This is a genomic window from Deinococcus alpinitundrae, from assembly GCF_009982895.1.
GTDB lineage: Bacteria > Deinococcota > Deinococci > Deinococcales > Deinococcaceae > Deinococcus > Deinococcus alpinitundrae.
This window is the reverse complement of the sequence record NZ_WXZL01000016.1, coordinates 81,490-99,197: the sequence shown is the minus strand read 5'-3', so window position 1 is coordinate 99,197 and position 17,708 is coordinate 81,490. Positions and strand designations below refer to the sequence as shown.

Annotated in this window: 16 protein-coding genes; 5 read left to right on the top strand and 11 right to left on the bottom strand. The window is 66.6% G+C overall.

What is annotated here, in order from left to right; all coding sequences use genetic code 11:
• The 4 genes from GUI70_RS15000 to GUI70_RS14990 form a co-directional block, all read right to left on the bottom strand.
• Positions 1-550, bottom strand: a 550-nt coding sequence (locus GUI70_RS15000) for a permease prefix domain 1-containing protein (protein WP_237724955.1), incomplete at its 3' end; no start/stop codon positions are given.
• A gap of 62 nt (positions 551-612) precedes the next feature.
• Positions 613-786, bottom strand: coding sequence for a hypothetical protein (locus tag GUI70_RS24395; protein WP_237724954.1), 174 nt, complete (start codon positions 784-786; stop codon positions 613-615).
• Between the two features lie 18 nt (positions 787-804).
• Positions 805-987, bottom strand: a complete 183-nt coding sequence (locus tag GUI70_RS24390; protein WP_237724953.1) for a PadR family transcriptional regulator — start codon at positions 985-987, stop codon at positions 805-807.
• A gap of 81 nt (positions 988-1,068) precedes the next feature.
• Positions 1,069-1,593, bottom strand: a complete 525-nt coding sequence (locus GUI70_RS14990; protein ID WP_161883124.1) for an RNA 2'-phosphotransferase — start codon at positions 1,591-1,593, stop codon at positions 1,069-1,071.
• 73 nt (positions 1,594-1,666) lie between these two features.
• On the opposite strand from GUI70_RS14990, the gene GUI70_RS14985 reads away from it, so the two are divergent.
• Both GUI70_RS14985 and GUI70_RS14980 read left to right on the top strand, forming a co-directional pair.
• Entirely contained in the window at positions 1,667-2,965 is a 1,299-nt protein-coding gene (locus GUI70_RS14985) for a GH39 family glycosyl hydrolase (RefSeq protein ID WP_161883123.1), read from the top strand.
• Between the two features lie 53 nt (positions 2,966-3,018).
• Complete coding sequence (locus tag GUI70_RS14980) at positions 3,019-3,711, top strand: hypothetical protein (protein WP_161883122.1); 693 nt, start codon at positions 3,019-3,021, stop codon at positions 3,709-3,711.
• A gap of 74 nt (positions 3,712-3,785) precedes the next feature.
• Here the strand turns inward: GUI70_RS14980 and odhB are convergent, their stop codons facing one another.
• The 6 genes from odhB to GUI70_RS14950 all read right to left on the bottom strand — a co-directional run bounded on the left by odhB (position 3,786) and on the right by GUI70_RS14950 (position 13,107).
• On the bottom strand, positions 3,786-5,093 hold the full coding sequence (gene odhB / locus GUI70_RS14975) for a 2-oxoglutarate dehydrogenase complex dihydrolipoyllysine-residue succinyltransferase (RefSeq protein ID WP_161883121.1): 1,308 nt from the start codon (positions 5,091-5,093) through the stop codon (positions 3,786-3,788).
• Between the two features lie 128 nt (positions 5,094-5,221).
• Positions 5,222-8,077 carry a 2-oxoglutarate dehydrogenase E1 component gene (locus GUI70_RS14970; RefSeq protein WP_161883120.1) on the bottom strand — a complete coding sequence of 952 codons (2,856 nt, stop codon included), beginning with the start codon at positions 8,075-8,077 and terminating at the stop codon, positions 5,222-5,224.
• A 136-nt stretch (positions 8,078-8,213) separates the two neighbouring features.
• Positions 8,214-9,191 (bottom strand): aldo/keto reductase, encoded by a 978-nt coding sequence (locus GUI70_RS14965; protein ID WP_237724952.1) that lies wholly within the window; start codon positions 9,189-9,191, stop codon positions 8,214-8,216.
• Positions 9,188-9,601 (bottom strand): MerR family transcriptional regulator, encoded by a 414-nt coding sequence (locus GUI70_RS14960; protein ID WP_202630489.1) that lies wholly within the window; start codon positions 9,599-9,601, stop codon positions 9,188-9,190. Before GUI70_RS14960 ends, GUI70_RS14965 begins: the two co-directional genes overlap by 4 nt.
• Before the next feature lie 113 nt (positions 9,602-9,714).
• Positions 9,715-10,941 (bottom strand): MFS transporter, encoded by a 1,227-nt coding sequence (locus GUI70_RS14955; RefSeq protein ID WP_161883119.1) that lies wholly within the window; start codon positions 10,939-10,941, stop codon positions 9,715-9,717.
• 72 nt (positions 10,942-11,013) lie between these two features.
• Positions 11,014-13,107 (bottom strand): molybdopterin oxidoreductase family protein, encoded by a 2,094-nt coding sequence (locus GUI70_RS14950; protein WP_161883118.1) that lies wholly within the window; start codon positions 13,105-13,107, stop codon positions 11,014-11,016.
• 221 nt (positions 13,108-13,328) lie between these two features.
• Between GUI70_RS14950 and nirB the strand changes: the two genes are divergently transcribed.
• From nirB to GUI70_RS14935, 3 genes are read left to right on the top strand one after another with little or no spacing between them, the layout of a single operon-like run.
• Positions 13,329-15,875: a nitrite reductase large subunit NirB gene (gene nirB / locus GUI70_RS14945; protein ID WP_161883117.1), complete on the top strand. Its 2,547-nt coding sequence runs from the start codon at positions 13,329-13,331 to the stop codon at positions 15,873-15,875.
• A 32-nt stretch (positions 15,876-15,907) separates the two neighbouring features.
• Entirely contained in the window at positions 15,908-16,273 is a 366-nt protein-coding gene (gene nirD, locus GUI70_RS14940) for a nitrite reductase small subunit NirD (RefSeq protein ID WP_161883116.1), read from the top strand.
• A complete protein-coding gene (locus GUI70_RS14935; RefSeq protein WP_161883115.1) occupies positions 16,252-17,082 on the top strand; it encodes a uroporphyrinogen-III synthase in 831 nt (276 codons plus the stop codon). Before nirD ends, GUI70_RS14935 begins: the two co-directional genes overlap by 22 nt.
• 31 nt (positions 17,083-17,113) lie before the next feature.
• Here the strand turns inward: GUI70_RS14935 and GUI70_RS14930 are convergent, their stop codons facing one another.
• A complete protein-coding gene (locus GUI70_RS14930) occupies positions 17,114-17,644 on the bottom strand; it encodes a YqgE/AlgH family protein (protein ID WP_161883114.1) in 531 nt (176 codons plus the stop codon).
• Between the last annotated feature and the right edge of the window lie 64 nt (positions 17,645-17,708).

The following is a 17,708-nucleotide window of genomic DNA, read 5'->3' as shown; positions in this document are numbered from 1 at the left end:
AAGTTCCTGACCGAGGTGCGCCTCGCGGAGTTATTTCTAGAAATGAATCAGCTGAATGCCGTTCACGACGCACTTTTTTGCATGAAACTATAAACCGCAGCATCTCAGAAGACGTACTTTCCTGTACCAAGGCCGCTCTAGGCCACTTCATGGTGTTGAGCGGATAGTGGGAGCGCGGCGCACCTGGGACCGTCAGGAAGGCGTCGTCCGGCTTACCGCTGAGTTCGCCGCCCGCCTTCTCGATGGCCGCCTTTAACTGTTCAAAGTTCAGATAACTGGCCTGACCAATATTCGGGATGCTGCCGTAAATACCCTTCACCTGCGCCAGCCCCTGCGGCAAGGCGGTGAGCAGCGCCGTCGCGAGAAGCACACTCAGCGCTCCTGCCTTGCCCAGCGCCGGAAGCGTATGCACGCCCAGCATCCCGCCGCTGACCCGTTCGGGCGCTCCGAGTTCGCGCAGGGTCCGCTGCTCGGCTTCCTCCACGCTCAGGCCGCCCAGCCGGAACTCCGCCACCCGCTCGTTCAAGTGGCCCGCCAGCTCAGTGCGCAAGTCGCGCCGTGCCCGGCCTCACCGTCCCCGCGTGGCCGCCCTCAAGTACCGCTCGGTCTGGTTCATGCTGTGCCTCCCCGGTTCAAAGCCTCCAGTTGCCACAGCTTGCCGAGCTGCCGCGTGAACGTCTCGAACTCCCGCCGCCGCGCTTCGAGTTCCTTGCCACCGCTCTCCGTCAGGGCGTAGACCTTCACCGGGCTGCCGCTGCGCGGGGCACTCCGGAACTCGCCGCGCACGAATCCGACTTTTCCCAGTCAGTGCAGCGCCGGATACAGGCTGCCCACCTTGAGTTCGAAGTAGCCCTGCGTGCGCTCCTGGGCCTGCTTGCTGATCTCCAGACCGTATTTCGGCTCCCCCTGGATGATGCTCAGCAAAATCAGGTTGAGGTGGCCGCGCAGTAGGTTGGCGTCGGGTGAATCGGGGGCAGCGCTGAACATGGATGGGTCTCCTTGTATCGAAACACTTTATCGCGTTCCTATATATTGTGCCCGAACGAGCGGCATGTCAGGACAGCCCCTTCAGGGAAACTGGATAAACTCGGACGGCACACTGTCGGCCAGCCACACGCCGTTCTCGCTGCAATAAAAGAGATGCCCGGCCCGCGCCATGTGGCCGGCCCTCACCACCAGAATGACGGGCGGGCCGCGCCGCTCGCCCACCTTGCGGGCCGTGTCGGCGTCGGGTGAAAGGTGAACATGGTGGCGCTGCTGGCGGGTCAGTCCGCTGCGGCGGATACTGTCCAGGGCGCTCCCCACGGTGCCGTGATACAAAATCTCCGGTGGCAATTGCGCGGCGAGTTGCAGCTCGACCGCAACGCTGTGGCCCTGATTGGCCCGGATGCGCCCGCCGGAGAGCGAGAAGCGCTGCTTGTCCGAATCGGCCACCACCCGCTCAAGCTGCGCCAGCGGCACGCCGAGCGCGGCCAGCACATCGGCCACCGGCACCCAGCCGCCGACGTCCAGCGTCAGTCCAGCGCTCTGCGGCGCGTGCCGGAGCAGGTACGAGAGCCGATGAGAGAGGGCCTTGTCATTCACGGCTTTCATTGTGGAGGACCGGACGCCAGCGCACATCCGTCAGGTGGCGGAGGCGTGCCGGAAAGTTGCCTATAGTAGCGGCATGTCCTCACCGCTCACCCTGCGCCGCCTGGGCGCGGCCCTGCTGTTTTCCGGGCTGCTTTCTGGCTTGGCCACCGCCGCACCCGCCACCCTGACACTGGGCGCGGCCCCCGCCACACCGCTACCGCCCACCGTTATCGGCGGCTTCAATTACGGCAACTGGATGCCGGTGGTAGAGGCCGAGAAGGACCTGCGCAGCGTGGCCCCGACCCTGCTGCGCTTCCCCGGCGGCAATGTGGGTGACGAGAACGACCTGACCGCCGCGACGCTCGTGCCGCTCAAATCCAACCTGCAACTGCTGACCACCGGCAAGGCACCGCCCGCCCTGATGGTGCAGACCCGCGTGTTCGGCGGCAAGCCCGGAGCCAAGAACGCGCCGGAAGACGCCGCCCAGGCCGCCAGAGACGTTCAAGCGGCCAGCCTGAACGTGGTCTACTGGGAAATCGGCAACGAGCCGGATCTGTATTCGGTCAACCGGGGCGACGCGACCTGGACCCCTGAGCGCTACTGCGACACCTTCCGCGCGCAGCGGCAGGCTATCTTGAAGGTCGATCCGGCGGCCAGGTTCGCCGGGCCAGCGGTATCGAACACCGGCGACGGGGCCGTGGATTTTCTGAGCCGTTTCGTGAAAGGGTGCGGCGATATCGTGGACCTGCTGACCTGGCACGAGTACCCCACCGACGGCCTGAAAAGTGACGAAGAGGCGCTGGCGAGCGTGTCGGTCATCGACCGCGACGTGAAGCGTTTCCGGGCGCTGATGGACAGCGCCGAGGGCAACCCGAAAGGCTACAGTCGCCGCACGCCGCTGGGTGTTACCGAATACAGCCTGTCGTATTTCAGCAACCGCCCGCGCCACCTCAGCGATCAGGTGGGGGCGCTGTGGGCCGCCGAGGCCACCGTGCGGCTGGCCGAGAACGGCGCGTCAGTGGCCGCCTACTTCGCCCTGCAAGCCACCGGCGGGCACGGTCTGGTCGATCTGGCAGGCATTCCCAGACCCACCCTCTACGCCTTTCAGCAGCTTCGGGCGTTGACCGGAAGTGGGCTGCCCATGACCAGCGACGACGCGGCCCTGTGGACCCACGCGGCCCAGGACGGCGCACTGCTGACGGTGCTGGTGACCAATACCGCCGCCGAAGCGCATCAACTCAGCGCGGCGCTGCCCGGTTACCAGCTCGTCGGCGGCAAGACCTTTACCCAGAAAACGGTGGACGACGAGGGCCCCATGATTCGCCTGCCGCTGGCCGCCACACTGGAGCTGCCCGCCCGCTCGCTGACCCGGCTGGTGTATAAAAAGCAGTAAAGGTTTGGGCTTTTCGTCAGGTCGCCTTCAGGGTTCAGGGGCAGGCTGAGGGCATGAAACCGCTCTGGCTTTCCTTGCTGGCCGCCGCCTCGCTCGCCTCCGCGCAGGGCTACGAGATGAAGTCGTACCTCAATCTGAACGGCTGGCAACCTGCCGCCTACTGGTGCGACACGCCGGGGCGGGTGCTGGCGGTCACGCAGCCGCCGCAGACGACAGACAACCCCCAGCCGGTCAAGCTGGTGCAGTGGACCTCGGCCAATCACACCTGGCAGAACTACCAGCTCGGTCCCAGCGACCCTGGCGCGGGGCAGCTCTATACGGTGCTCACCCCGGCGGGCCAGCCGGTCAGCGACTCGCCCGGCGCTTTCATCCACTCCAGCAACATCGAGAATGTCAGCGACCCAGCGTACCGGATGACCAAGGTGGGCGAATTCAAGCTGCCTGCCGGAGTCTTTGAGTGCCGCTACCAGCCTCAGGCCGCCTTCATGGGAGCCACCGCCCGGCACAGCATCACCGTCTGGGAGAGCGGCGGCAAGCTGACCTACCGCAGCAGCAACCGTGACGGCACGGCGGGCGTCTACCTGACGGGTGGCACCCACAAGGGCGACGAATACCGCTGGACCAAGAGCGGCTACGCCTACGCCCTGAAGCTGGGCGACCCCGGCGCGACGCTGAGTGTGCTGCGCGGCGGCAAGGTGCTGAGCCGGGAAGCGTTTCAGGCCTACAGCGTGAGCATCCGGAAATAATTCGGCCTCCGTCTGAGCGCCGCAAAAAAGCCGCCAGCTCCTTCCCGGCGGCTGGCGGCGTCCATTTTTGGTGCTTACAGGTCCAGCAGCAACCGGGCCGGGTCTTCCAGCAGGTTCTTGATCAGCACCAGAAACTGCACCGCCTCCTTGCCGTCGATGATGCGGTGATCGTAACTCAGGGCCAGGTACATCATCGGGGCGATCACAACCTGACCATTGACGGCAATCGGACGCTCGATGATGTTGTGCATGCCCAGAATGGCGCTCTGAGGCTGGTTGATGATCGGGGTGCTCATCATGCTGCCGAAGGTGCCGCCGTTGGTGATGCTAAAGGTCCCGCCCGACATATCCTCCATGGTCAGCTTGCCCGCCTTGGCTTTCTGGGCAAATCCGGCAATGGCCTTTTCCACATCGGCCAGGTTCATGGCGTCGGTATCACGCAAAATCGGCACGACCAGCCCACGCTCGGACGCCACCGCGATGCCGATGTCGTAAAAGCCGTGGTAGATGATGTCCTTGCCGTCGATGCTGGCGTTGACGTTGGGGAAGGCCTTCAGCGCCTCGGTGGCCGCCCGCACGAAGAGGCTCATGAACCCGAGCTTGACGCCGTGCTTGGCGACGAACTGGTCCTGATACTTCTTGCGCAGGTCCATGCTCGGCTGCATGTTGACCTCGTTGAAGGTCGTCAGGATGGCGGCGGTGTTCTGCACTTCCTTGAGGCGCTCGGCGATGCGCTGGCGGATGCGGGTCATCGGCACGCGCTGCTCGGCGCGCGGACCGCTGGGAACGTTCTGGACCGGAGCCGAGGCGGGCGCTCTGGCCTCGCTGGCCCGCGCTGAGGCCGGTTCGGCGGCCGCCTGCGGTCCCTGATCGGTGCCGCCGCCCTGGGCCGCTAAAACGGCGTCCTGCTTGGTGATGTTGCCCTTGGGTCCAGTGCCCTGAATCTGCGAGGCGTCGAGGTTGTTTTCGGCCACGATCTTGCGGGCAGCGGGCGGCAGGGTACCGGTGCCGCCGAGCGTGCCCGACGCCTGAGCCGTGGGCTGGCTGTCGGGCTGGGTGGCCGTGCCGCCCGCGCTCTGCTCCCCGGCAATCGGGCCAGCTTCGCGGTCGGCGGCGGGTACCGGTGCTGAAGACACGGGAGCCGATCCCGCCTCGCCCAGCACACCCAGCACTTCCTCGCTGAGCACCGTGTCACCCTCCTGCTTGGCAATACTTTGTAGCACGCCGTCTTGCAGGGCGGTGACTTCCAGCACCACCTTGTCGGTCTCGATCTCGGCCAGAATATCGCCGCGCGTCACGGCGTCGCCGGGCTTCTTGTTCCAGGTGAGCAGGGTGCCCTCACTGACAGATTCGGAAAAAACAGGAACTTTGATCTCAGGCATAAAGACTCCTCGAAATAGATGCGGCGGCGCTGCGGCCCTCTCGTGCGGTTCAATGAAAGACAATACCGCGCTTCAGACGTGGATACGGCCCACCACCTCAGCGGGCGGGGGCCGCACCACTGAGCACCTTACGACTGCGGCGTGGCCTCGCGCTTGACGCGGGTCTGCTCGGGTTCGACGTCACTGCCCAGCGCCGACTGAATGAGCCTGGCCTGCTCGCGGTCGTGCAGTTGCTTGTAGCCCACCGCCGTGCTGGCGCTGCGCGGGCGTCCGGCGTAGTGCAGTCGCTGGTCGGGCTGCATGGCTGCTTGCAGATCATCCCTGATCATCAGCCACGCGCCCTGGTTCTGGGGTTCTTCCTGCGCCCAGATCACCTCCGCGCCGGGATACCTGGCGAGTTCCTCGGCGAGGTACTGGCTGGGAAAGGGGTAAAGCTGCTCCAGGCGGATCAATGCCACGTCGAGCGGCTGGCCCTCGTTCTCGGCCTTCTGGCGCGTCTCGGAGAGTTCCCAGTGCAGCTTGCCGCTGCTGACGACCACCCGGCGGGCGTGGGGCCGGGTGTCGTCGCCGATCACCTCGCAGAAGCGGCCCTCGGTAAAGTCGGACAGCGGCGACATGGCCGCCTTGTTGCGCAGCAAGCTCTTGGGCGACATGATGATCAGCGGCTTGCGGTAGCTGCGAATCACCTGGCGGCGCAGCAAGTGAAAGATCTGCGCGGCGCTCGACGGCACCACCACCTGCATGTTCTTCTGGGCGCAGAGTTGCAGGTAGCGCTCCAGCCGGGCCGAGCTGTGCTCCGGTCCCTGGCCCTCGTAGCCGTGCGGCAGCAGCAGCGTCAAGGCGCTCAGGCGCTGCCACTTGCTCTCGCCCGCGCTGATGAACTGGTCGATCACAGCCTGCGCGCCGTTGGCGAAGTCGCCGAACTGCGCTTCCCAGATGACCAGGGCCTCGGGCGCACTGGTCGAGTAGCCGTACTCGAAGGCCAGCACCGCCTCTTCCGACAGGGTGGAGTCGATGACCTCGACGCGGCTTCCGACCCCCGGCAGGTGCGCCAGCGACAGGTATTCCTCGTTCTGGGCGTCCTGAGCGGCCTGATCGTGCAGCACGGCGTGGCGGTGAACGAAGGTGCCGCGTCCGGCGTCCTGCCCGTCGAGGCGCACGTCGAAGCCGTCTTCGAGCAGGGTGGCGTAGGCCAGCGTCTCGCCCATGCCCCAGTCGACGGGTTGCAGGCCCTGGCTCATTTCCAGGCGGTTTTTCAGGACCCGCTCGACGGCCCGGTGCGGCGCGAAGCCTTCCGGCACACGGGTCAGCGCCTCGCCCAGCGCCGCGATGCGGTCGGCGCTGACTTTGGTCTCGGCGTCCTCGGTCCAGTGGGTACCGAGGTGGCGGCTCCAGTTGATCGCCAGCTTGCTCTGCTCCTCGTTGGCGACCTCGGTGACCACCGACGCGCCCGCATCAAGCTTGTCGCGAAACACCGTCACCAGTTCGGCCTCCTCACCGGCCCTCAGCACGCCTTCCTTCTCCAGCGTCTTGGCGTACAAGGCCCGCGTGCCGGGATGCACCTTGATCTCGCGGTACATGATCGGCTGGGTCATGGTGGGATCGTCACCCTCGTTGTGGCCGTGCCGCCGAAAGCAGATCAGGTCCACGAACACGTCCTTGCCGAATTCCTGGCGGTAGGCCAGGGCCAGCTCTCCGGCGAACACCACCGCCTCGGGGTCGTCGCCGTTGACGTGCATCACAGGCGCATTGGCGATCTTGGCGATATCGGTGCAGTAGCGGCTGCTGCGGGTGTCGCGCGGATCACTGATGGTGAAGCCGATCTGGTTGTTGATGACGATGCGCACCGCGCCGCCGGTCGAGAAGCCGCGCAGGCGCGAGAGGTTGAGTGTCTCCATGACCACGCCCTGTCCCGACACCGCCGCGTCGCCGTGAATGGTGATCGGCAAGACCTGCTTGCGCTCCGCGTCGTCGCGGTGGTCCTGGCGGGCACGCACACTGCCGTGCACCACCGGCGAGACGATTTCCAGGTGCGAGGGATTGAAGGCCAGCGCCAGGTGCATCGGGCCGCCGCCGGTGCGCACGTCGCTGGAATAGCCCATGTGGTACTTCACGTCACCCGCCACGTCGGGGTCGTCGGAGAGCACCTTCTTGCCCTCGAACTCGTCGAAGAGGTCAGCGGGCTTCTTGCCGAAGATGTTGACCAGCACATTGAGGCGGCCCCGGTGGGCCATGCCGATGACGGTTTCCTTGATGCCCACGCTGCCGCCGCCCTGAATGAGGGCGTCCATCAGCGGAATGAAGCTCTCGCCGCCTTCAAGAGAGAAGCGCTTCTGGCCCACGTAGCGCTGGTGGAGGTACTTCTCCAGTCCCTCGGCAGCGTTGAGCTTGGCGTAGATGCGCTTCTTCTGCTCGGCGCTGTAGCTGCCCCGGCCCTTGGAGGCCTCGATGCGCTGCTGAAACCACTCGCGCTCGCTCGACGGCAGGTACGAGAACTCGAAGCCGATCGCGCCGCAGTAACTCAGGTCGAGCTGATCGATGATCTGCCCCAGCGTGCCGCTGAAGTGGCCTTCCTGCACCGGAGTCTGCAAATCCTGAACGCTCAGGCCGTAATACTCGGGCGTGAGTTCCGGCACCACAGCGGGCGGGCGGATGGTCAGCGGGTTCTTGGCCGCGCTGATGTGGCCGTAGACCCGGTAAGCGCTGATAAGGGCGCCCGCCGCCTGCTGCGCGGCGCTGGTGCCCTGCACAGCGGCAGCGGCGGGCGCCGGGGCTGCCGCTTGCAGGCGACGTCGGCCCAGCTCGTAAAAGCGTTGCTGCACGGCGCTGTGGGCCGTTTCTGCCGCGCCGGAGCGCACCTCGTCGAAGTAGGAACGCCAGTCGCTGTCCACGCTGGCCGGATCGGTGAGGTAGGTTTCGTACAACGCTTCCACAAAGGCCGCGTTGCCGCCGTACATCACCGTCGCATGTTGGGAGTCGTCCATAAGCGCCCTCCAGCATACCCCCCCACGTGCCCGGCGGCTGCGGCTCAAACTCTCATTTGCCACCGCCCGACTGACGGCGTCTTCACCCAGCGGGTGACACGGGTGGCCCGCGCTCCTCCATACGCTTCGGTTCGGGTCAGTACCGCGCGCCTGCCGCTGCCCCCACCGGCGCGATCTCGGCCAGCTGCTGCAACTCGGCGGCGCTCAGCACCACATCCAGCGCCCCGATATTGTCTTGCAGGTACTTGACGCGCTTGGTGCCGGGAATCGGCGCGAGGTCCTGGCCCTGCGCCAGCACCCAGGCCAGCGCCAGTTGCGCGGTGCTGACGCCTTTTTGCTCGGCCAGCCGCTGCACGGCCTCCACCAGCTTGAGGTTCTTCTGGAAGTTCTCGCCTTGAAAGCGGGGATTGTTGCGGCGAAAATCGCCCTCGCCGAAGTCGGCGGGCGACTTGAGTTCCCCGGTCAGAAAACCGCGCCCCAGTGGGCTATACGGCACGAAGCCGATGCCGAGTTCTCGCACGGTGGGCAGAACTTCCTCTTCCGGTTCGCGGTTCCACAAGCTGTACTCGGATTGCAGCGCGGTGATCGGGTGAACCCGGTGCGCCCGGCGAATCTGCTCGGGGGTAGCCTCCGATAAGCCCAGGTAACGCACCTTGCCCGCCTGAACGAGTTCGGCCATCGCGCCCACGGTGTCCTCGATCGGCACGTTGGGGTCGACCCGGTGCTGGTAATAGAGGTCGATGTAGTCGGTGTTCAGGCGCTTGAGGCTGGCGTCCACCGCCGCATGCACATACTCGGGCCGCCCGTTGATGCCCACCCGCTCGCCATTCGGCCCGCGCATCAGGGCAAACTTGGTGGCGATGACGACCTGACTGCGCACCTTGCCCAGCGCCCGACCCACCAATTCCTCGTTCTTGCCGACGCCGTACATATCGGCGGTGTCGAAGAAGGTCAGGCCCGCGTCCAGCGCCGTCTCGAAAACCCGCAGATTCTCGGCGTCGTCGGCCTCGCCGTAGAACTCGCTCATGCCCATGCAGCCCAGCCCCAGGCGACTGACGCTGAGGCCCTGTGAACCGAGTTTGATCTGCTGCATGCTCGTCTTTTCCGTGGTCATTTCGTCTCCCTGTGCTTCTCGTCACACTTCTGGTCGTACAGCTCGATCTTGCGCTCGATTGCGCCCAGATCGGTGTTGAGTGCCTCAATGCGGGCCAGCACGTCCCCCCGGTGCTGCACCAGCAGGGCGCGGCGCTCGATTTCGCTGACCTCGCCCAGACGGGCCAGCCCGATGTAGCGCCGAATCAGGGCAATCGGCATGCCGGTGGCCCGCAGCGCCAGCAAAAAGCGCAGCAGTTCGATCTCACGCCCGCTGTAGCGCCGCACGCCGCTTTCCTGGCGCGGCACGTCGATGAGGCCCGCCCGCTCGTAGTAGCGCAGTGTATGAACACTGACGCCCAGCCGGGCCGCCACCTCCCCGATGCTGAGCAGGGCAAATGAAACGGGCACAGCGGGCGTGGCGGTGGGCACGGGTTCAGCCTAGTCCTTCGAGTGCACTCCAAGTCAAGAACCGCAGGAAGGCATAAGCCATTTATAAATCCCCCACCGTGCGGCGGGGGGAAAACGGTTGAAGGCGTAGGGTGTCAGGCCAGCGCGGGCCGCAGCCCCCGTGCCCGCAGCCGCAGCATACTGACCAGAAAGACGGCAGTGGCGAGCAGCGTCGTGACGAGCAGCGTCTGAAAGGCCGCGTGGCTGCCCAGGCTGGGCTTGAGGGCCGAGAAGATCAGCGGCAAAAAGAAGCCGCCCAGCCCGCCCAGCAGCCCCACCAACCCGCCGACCACGCCCATGTCGCGCGGAAACCACTGGGCGACCAGGGTGTAGGTGCTGGCCTTGCCCACGCCCATACCGATGCCCAGCACCAGCGTCAGTGTCAGCACGGCGCTGAGGCCGGGCGCGGCCAGCGTGATGAGCGGCGCGAGGGCCAGCAGCATCACGACGAAGGCCGCCAGGGTCACGCTTCTCGGCCCGAAGCGGTCGGAGAGGTAGCCGCCCAGGGGCCGCAGCAAGCTGGCCGGAAAGATGAACAGCGCGGTGAGTAGACCCGCTTCCGGCAAAGAGACTTTGTAAGTGTCCACATAGAACTTGGGCAAGTAGAGGCTCAAGGCGACGTAAGCCCCGAAAAAGACCACGTAATAAAGGCCGAATCGCCACACCTGGGCAAATTTCAGCGGAGCCAGCCAGTCGGCCAGGGTGCGCGGCGAGGCGCTGACCCGGTCGGCGGGCGCACCGAACTGAATCACGGCGGCGCAGGCGATCAGCAGCAACCCGATCAGAAACGGCACGAATCGCCAGCCGCCGATGAAGGGAATAGCAGCGGGCAGCGCCACAATCAGCAACGGAGCCAGCAACTTGGTCAGACTTGCGCCCGCGTTTCCAGCCCCGAAGGTCCCCAGCGAAAGGCCCCGGCGCTCCACCGGTACCCACTGGGCGATCCAGGAATTGCCCACCGCGAAGCTCGCGCCTGCCAGTCCCACGCCCAGCGCCAGCGCCAGCAGCGTGTTGTAGCTATGGGCAAAACACAGTGCCAGCGAAAACAGCGCCGTGAGCAGGGTGTTGATGACAAACAGCCGCTTGCCGCCGAAGCGGTCGGCCAGCAGTCCGGCAGGCAGGCGCAGCAGCGAACCGGTCAGCACCGGCAGGGCGGCCAGCAGCGTGAACTGCGCGTCACTGAGGCCCAGTTGCTTGCGAATCGGCAGCCCGACGATGGCGAACATCACCCAGGCGGCGAACATCAGCGTGAAGCCGAGCGTGGAGCTGAAGACCACACGGCGGGCGGCGGGCGTCAGGGCGGGCGGGGTGGCGTGGGTCATCTGGCTCCTTTCAGTCGGGTGGGCGGCACGTGGCCTGCGGAAGAAGAGAAAAAGCTCGCGGGTCCTCAGTGTTCACAGGCCATAGCTCACCACCTCGCTTCTCACCGGTTCAGGCACGCCCACCCGCAGCGGCCACAGCGTCACCGCCGCCGACTTGAAGGCGGGCATTTTGCTGTGGGGGTCCAAGGTGTCGGGGTCGGTCAGGGCGTTCGCGCCAGGCCAATGAAACGGGATGAACACGGTGTCAGGGCGCAGGCCGGACGCGAGCAGCACCGGCAGGGTCAGTTCGCCGTGTGCCGTTTTCAGGGTCACGAGGTCGCCTGCTTTGAGGCCGTACTCGCGGGCGGTGTCGGGGTGAAGCTGAACTTCGAAGCTGGCCTTGAGACCGGGGTTGCGCCGGGTCTGGGTCCCGGACTGGTACTGGTTGGCGTGCCTGCCGGTGGTGAGCGTCAGGCCGCCGGAGATCTGGGCAGGCACGCTGGGCACCCGCAACCGGGCCTGCCCGCCGACATGCCGGTAGGGTGGGGCGTAGGCGTACGGCGAGGCGATGCCCGAAGCGGGAACCGGCCACTGGGCGCTGCCCGCGTCGAGTTGCGCGGCGCTCAGGCCGCTGTAATCGGCCTTGCCCCCGGCGGTGGAGCGCAGAAACTCGGTCTGAAGCGCGGCAAAGTCGGCAAATTCGAAGCCCTGGGGGCGGCCCACCGCTGCGGCGATCAAGCACAGAATTTGCCAGTCCTCGCGGGCCAGACCCGGCACGGTCACGGCCTTGCGGCGGCGCTGCACCCGGCCTTCCAGGTTGGTGGTGGTGCCGTCCTCCTCGCACCACATGCTGCCGGGCAAGACCAGCGTGGCGAGCTGCGCGGTTTCCGAGGGCAGCACCTCGATGACGATCAGGTGCTTGAGTGCTTTCAGGCGCTCGGTGATCTGACCGGTGCCCGCCGCGCTCACCACCGGGTTGGACCCCAACACGATCAGCGCTTCCAGTTGCGTGCCGCAGGCGTTGAGCAGTTCCTGGGCGCTGTAGCCCGGCTGCGGCAGGTCAGCTTCCGCCATGTTCCAGAAGGCCGCCATGTGGGCGCGGTCCTGCGGGTCGCGCAGGCTGCGCGCGCCCGGCAACTGGTCGTTCTTCTGGCCGTGCTCGCGCCCGCCCTGGCCGTTGCCCTGGCCGGTCAGCGGCGCGTAGCCCGCGCCGGGCTTGCCGAAATGCCCGGCCAGAAATGCCAGGTTGATCAGCGCCTGCACGGTGTCGGTGCCATGCTGGTGCTGCTCGGCTCCCCGCCCAGTCAGAATCAGCGGGCGGCTCGCGGAGGCGTAGGCACGGGCCAGCGTCAGCAACTCGGCCTCGTCTATGCCGCACAGTTGCGCCACCCGCGCCGGGGTGTAATACCGGGCATCGTCGAGCACCGCTTTGACGTTCTCGGCGGGAGCGGTGGGCAAGATCTTGCCCCACACCGCCAGCAGGTGCAGAATGCCCAGCGCCAGCGCGGCGTCACTTCCCGCCCGCAGGCCCAGGTGCCGACCGGCGACTTTGGCGGTCACGGTGGCGCGCGGGTCGATGCTGTAGATGACGGCCCCCCGGTCCTTGGCGGCCTTGAGGTACTGCATCAGCGGCGGCAGGGTCTCGGCGATGTTCGCACCGAACAGCAAGATCAAATCCGAGTGGCTGATTTCCTCCAGCGGAAAGCCCAGGCCCCGGTCGATGCCGAAGGTCTTGTTGAGTGCCGCCGACGCGCTGCTCATGCAGTAGCGCCCGTTGTAGTCGATGTGCGGCGTGCGTAGGGCCACCCGCGCCAGCTTGCCGAGCAGGTAGGTCTTCTCGTTGGTCAGCGCTCCGCTGCCGAACACGCCGACGCGCTCGGGAGACGACTCGACCAGCGGGCGCAGGGCTGTGCGCAGGTAATCCAGCGCCGCCGCCCAGCCCACCGGCACCAGTTCGCCGTTCACACGCAGCAGCGGCGAGGTCAGACGCTCGGCGTGGCGCAGGTCGCTCAGCGCCGCCAGTCCCTTCTTGCAAACGGTGCCGTGCGCCACCGGGCAGTCCTTGACCGGCGACACCTTGATCGGCAGGTTGTTCTCCAGCGTCAGCTCGAAGTTGCACTGCACGGCGCAGTACGGACAGGTCGTGCGGACACGGCGCGGTGCTTGGAGCAGGGTGGGGACCGTCATGCCGCCCACCTTGCCTCAGGGACAGGAGGGTGTCAAGGCCAAATCTACAAAACGTGACCATATTTTTGAACAGATTGCAAATAAATGAACATTAAAGGCGGGTCTGTCTAGTTTTTTGGCCCGAAAGAGTGTTTGCTCTTGACATCCCGCACGAGACAGGCATGATGAGGCAGGACTGGGCCTCGGTTCCGCCATTCTCACCGCCCACCGAGAGGTCACGTATGCCACCGATCCCCCCGATTGCTTTGCCCGCCGATCCTACCTGCCCGCCCCGCCGCGTCGTCGTCATCGGCAACGGTATGGTCGGCCACCGCTTCGTGGAGAGCCTGACACCCAGCGCGTTCGCCGTCACGGTCATCAGCGAGGAACCCCGGCTGGCCTACGACCGCGTTCACCTGAGCGCCCACTTCGACGAGCCGCGCCCCGATCTGGCGCTGGCGACGGAGGCCGGGTATGCCGCACTCGGCGTGAAGGTCGTGTACGGCCGCGCCGAGCACGTGGACCGAGAAGCCAAAACCGTGACGGTGCGCGGGCAGACAGAAACCACCCTCGAATACGACGCGCTGGTGTTCGCCAGCGGCTCCTCGCCCTTCGTGCCGCCGGTGCCGGGCAAGAACGCACCTGGCTGCTTCGTCTACCGCACGCTTGAAGACTTGGAAGCCATCCGGGCCGGGGCCCTCAAGTCGAGGGTCGGCGTGGTCATCGGCGGCGGCCTGCTGGGGCTGGAAGCGGCGGGGGCACTGCGCAAACTGGGTCTGGAGACGCACGTGGTGGAGTTCGCTGCGCAACTGATGCCCGCCCAGCTCGACGAGGGCGGCGGCGCGGTGCTGCGCGGCATCATCGAGGAGTTGGGCATCGGCGTGCATACCGCCAAGGCGACGAGCGAAATCACCGTAGAGGGTGGGCAAGTGACCGGGCTGGCCTTCTCGGACGGCACGCACCTGGCCGCCGATCTGGTGGTGTTCTCGGCGGGCATCCGGCCCCGCGACGATCTGGCCCGCGCTTGCGGCCTTGCTACCGGCGAGCGCGGCGGCATCGTGATCGACGACGGCTGCGCCACCTCCGACCCCGCCGTGTACGCGGTGGGTGAGTGCGCCCTGCACGCGGGCAGGATTTACGGTTTGGTCGCTCCCGGCTACCAGATGGCCCGCGTGCTGGCTGCCCGGCTGTCCGGCGAGGACAGCAGCTTCACTGGGGCCGACCTCAGCACCAAGCTCAAGCTGCTGGGCGTGGAGGTCGCCAGCTTCGGGGACGCCAAGGGTGCGACGCCAGGGTCGCGGGCGCTGAGCCTCACCGACAACGTGCGCGGCACCTACAAGAAGCTGACCTTATCGGAAGACGGAACAACGGTGCTGGGCGGCCTGCTGGTGGGTGACAGCAGCGCCTACGGCGATCTGCTGGACTTGACTCTGAGCCAGACCGTCTTGACCGTGCCGCCGGAAACGTTGATCGTACCGCTGCTTCCGGGAGTCGCGGCTGCCCCCGCCAACGCACTGATCTGCTCGTGCGAGGGCGTGCGGGCCAGCACCCTGATTGACGCCGTTCAGGGCGGCGTCTGCGACGTGGCGGGATTGAAGAAATGTACCCTGGCCGGAACCGGCTGCGGCGGCTGCGTGCCGCAGCTCCACGATCTGCTCGGCGCGGAACTGCTGCGGCTGGGCAAGGCGGTGGACAGGAGCCTGTGTGAGCACTTCGTTCACAGCCGCCAGGAACTCTTCGACCTGATCCGAGTGCACGGGCACCAGACATGGAACGCGGTGCTGGCCGCGCACGGCACAGGCCAGGGCTGCGAAGTCTGCAAACCGGCGGTAGGCAGCATTCTGGCGAGCCTCTACAACGAGTACATTCTCAAACCCGCCCACGCGCCGCTGCAAGACACCAACGACGCCTACCTCGCCAACATCCAGAAAAACGGCACCTACAGCGTGATGCCGCGCGTGGCCGGGGGCGAGATCACGCCGGGCAAACTGATCGTGCTGGGCGAGGTCGCCCGGAAGTACGACCTCTACTGCAAGATCACCGGCGGGCAGCGCATCGATCTGCTGGGCGCACGGCTCGAGCAGCTTCCGGCCATCTGGCGCGAACTGGTGGAAGCAGGCTTCGAGAGCGGGCACGCCTACGGCAAGTCGCTGAGAACCGTCAAGAGCTGTGTGGGCGACACCTGGTGCCGCTACGGGGTGCAGGATTCCACCAGCCTCGCCATTCAGCTTGAACTCCGGTACCGGGGTCTGCGCAGCCCGCACAAGCTCAAGGGCGGGGTGTCGGGCTGCACCCGCGAGTGCGCCGAGACACGCGGCAAGGATTTCGGCGTCATCGCCACCGAGCAGGGCTGGAACCTGTACGTGTCGGGCAACGGCGGTGTGACGCCCAAGCACGCGGTGCTGCTGGCCGAGGGCTTAGACACCGCCACGCTGATCAAGTACCTCGACCGCTTCCTGATGTACTACGTCCGCACGGCGGGCCGCCTGGAGCGCACGAGCACCTGGCTGGAGAAGCTGCCCGGCGGCCTGGACTACCTGCGCGGGGTGATCATCGACGACGCCCTGGGCCTGTGCACCGAGCTGGAAGCCGCCATGCAGCGCCACATCGGCACCTACCAGGACGAGTGGGCCACCACCCTGGCCGACCCCGACAAACTCGCACGGTTCCGCAGTTTCGTCAACGCCGATACCCCCGACCCCGACATCGTGTTCGTGGAGGAGCGTGAACAGCGCCGCCCGGCCTACGAGCATGAATTGCCGCTGCTGGCGATGGCGGGAACGGACTGACCCGTTCGCCGCTCATTTTGAAAGGAGCCACCATGACCCAGCTTCAAAATACCTACGCCCGGCCCCGGCCCCAGCTCGCCTTCACCCGCGTCTGCGCCCTCACCGAGATTCCCGATCAGCTCGGCGTCTGCGCCCTGGTGGGTGGGCAGCAGGTGGCGGTCTTTCGCCTCGGCGCACAGGTGTATGCGCTGGGCAACCGCGATCCGTTTACCGGCGCGAATGTCATCTCGAGGGGGCTGACCGGCAGCTACGGCGAGCGCCTGAAAGTGGTCAGCCCACTTCTCAAGCACGGCTTTGATCTGGAAACGGGGTTGAGTCTGGATAAGCCCGAGGTGGCCCTGCCAACCTACCCGGTGCGCTTGGAAGGCGGTGACGTGTGGATTGGTTTGCCGGACTGAAGGTCCTGAGCCTGGAGTCGCGCCGGGCCGAGGAAATGGAAGTGCTCATCGGCAAGTACGGCGGGCAGGCGACCGTCGCGCCCAGCATGCGCCAGACCGAGGTGGACAACGCCCATCTGGTCAGCGCCTTTTACACGGCCCTGATGAACGGCGACGTGCATGCGCTGGCCTGCATGACCGGGGTGGGCACCAAGTTCTTTTTGCGCGATCTGGTGCGCGATTACCCCGAAGCCCTGCCGAGACTGATGCAGGTCCCCATCGTGGCGCGGGGCAACAAGCCGCAGGCGGCCCTCAAGCTCTACGGCCTCAAAGCCGTGCTGGTGCCGCGCCCGCATACCTGGCGCGAGGTGCAAGACCACCTTCAGGCGACCCTACGGCCCTTTCAGCACGCGGTGGTGCTGGAATACGGCGAGCCGTCGCCCCCGCCGTTCGTAGCGGCCCTGAGCGCCGAGCGCATTCGCGTGACCAGTCTGCCAGTCTACCGCTGCGCCCTGCCGGACGACACCGCGCCGCTCGAACAGGCCGTGCGCAGCTGCGTGGCCGGGCAACAGCAGGTCTTGCTGCTCTCCAGCGGGCGGCAGGTCCTGCACTTTCTACGCCTGGCCCGCATGCTGAATCTGGAAGACCCGCTGCGCGCCGCCCTGCGCGGTATGTTCGTGGCTTCCATCGGCCCGGCCTGCACCGAGGCCGCCGCCGAACTCGGCGTACAGACCGACTGGGAAGCCAATCCGCACAAGATGGGCATTCTGGTGCGCGGCGCGGCCGAACACGCGGCGGGGTGGCTGGGACGCAAGCAAGCGGCCGTCTGAATTCAGAGGGCCGAACGACTGACCCCTTCCCTCAGGCCTGCGCGCCGCCCACCACATTCTCCGGCGGGGTACCGAGGAGCGTCAGCGCGGCGGGCCACTTGTGCTCGTCGGAGGTGCGCCACAGCAGCGCGGCGAGGTCGGTGTCGGCGACCTCGCCCCACAGCCAGCTTCCGGCACGCGCCTCGCGCTCGAGCTGGCCCGGCGACCAGCCCGCGTAGCCGAGCAACAGGTAAAAGCGCTGCGTCCCGGTGAGCAGGCGGCTCAGCACGCCCTGATCGCGCGAGAGCCACAGCTCCGGCGCGAGCTGAAGTTCCTCGGCCTCCCCTACCGCCGCCGGGTACAGGCACCATCCGGCGCTGCGCTCCACCGGACCGCCGAAGTAGGCGGCCAGCCCGGAGACCGCCGTTCCTGCATCTGGCAGCAGCTCCCCCACTGTGGCCGCCGACGGGCGGTTGATCAGCAGGCCGAGCGCGCCGCCCTGGTCCTCGAGCATCAGCAGCACGCCGCGCTCGAAGACGCTGCCCGCCAGTTGCGGCGTGGCCACCAGAAGACTGAGCGTCATGGCTGCAGAATACCCGCCGACCCCCGGTCCCGGCGCGGAATGCCCTCACCTTCTGAACACTCTC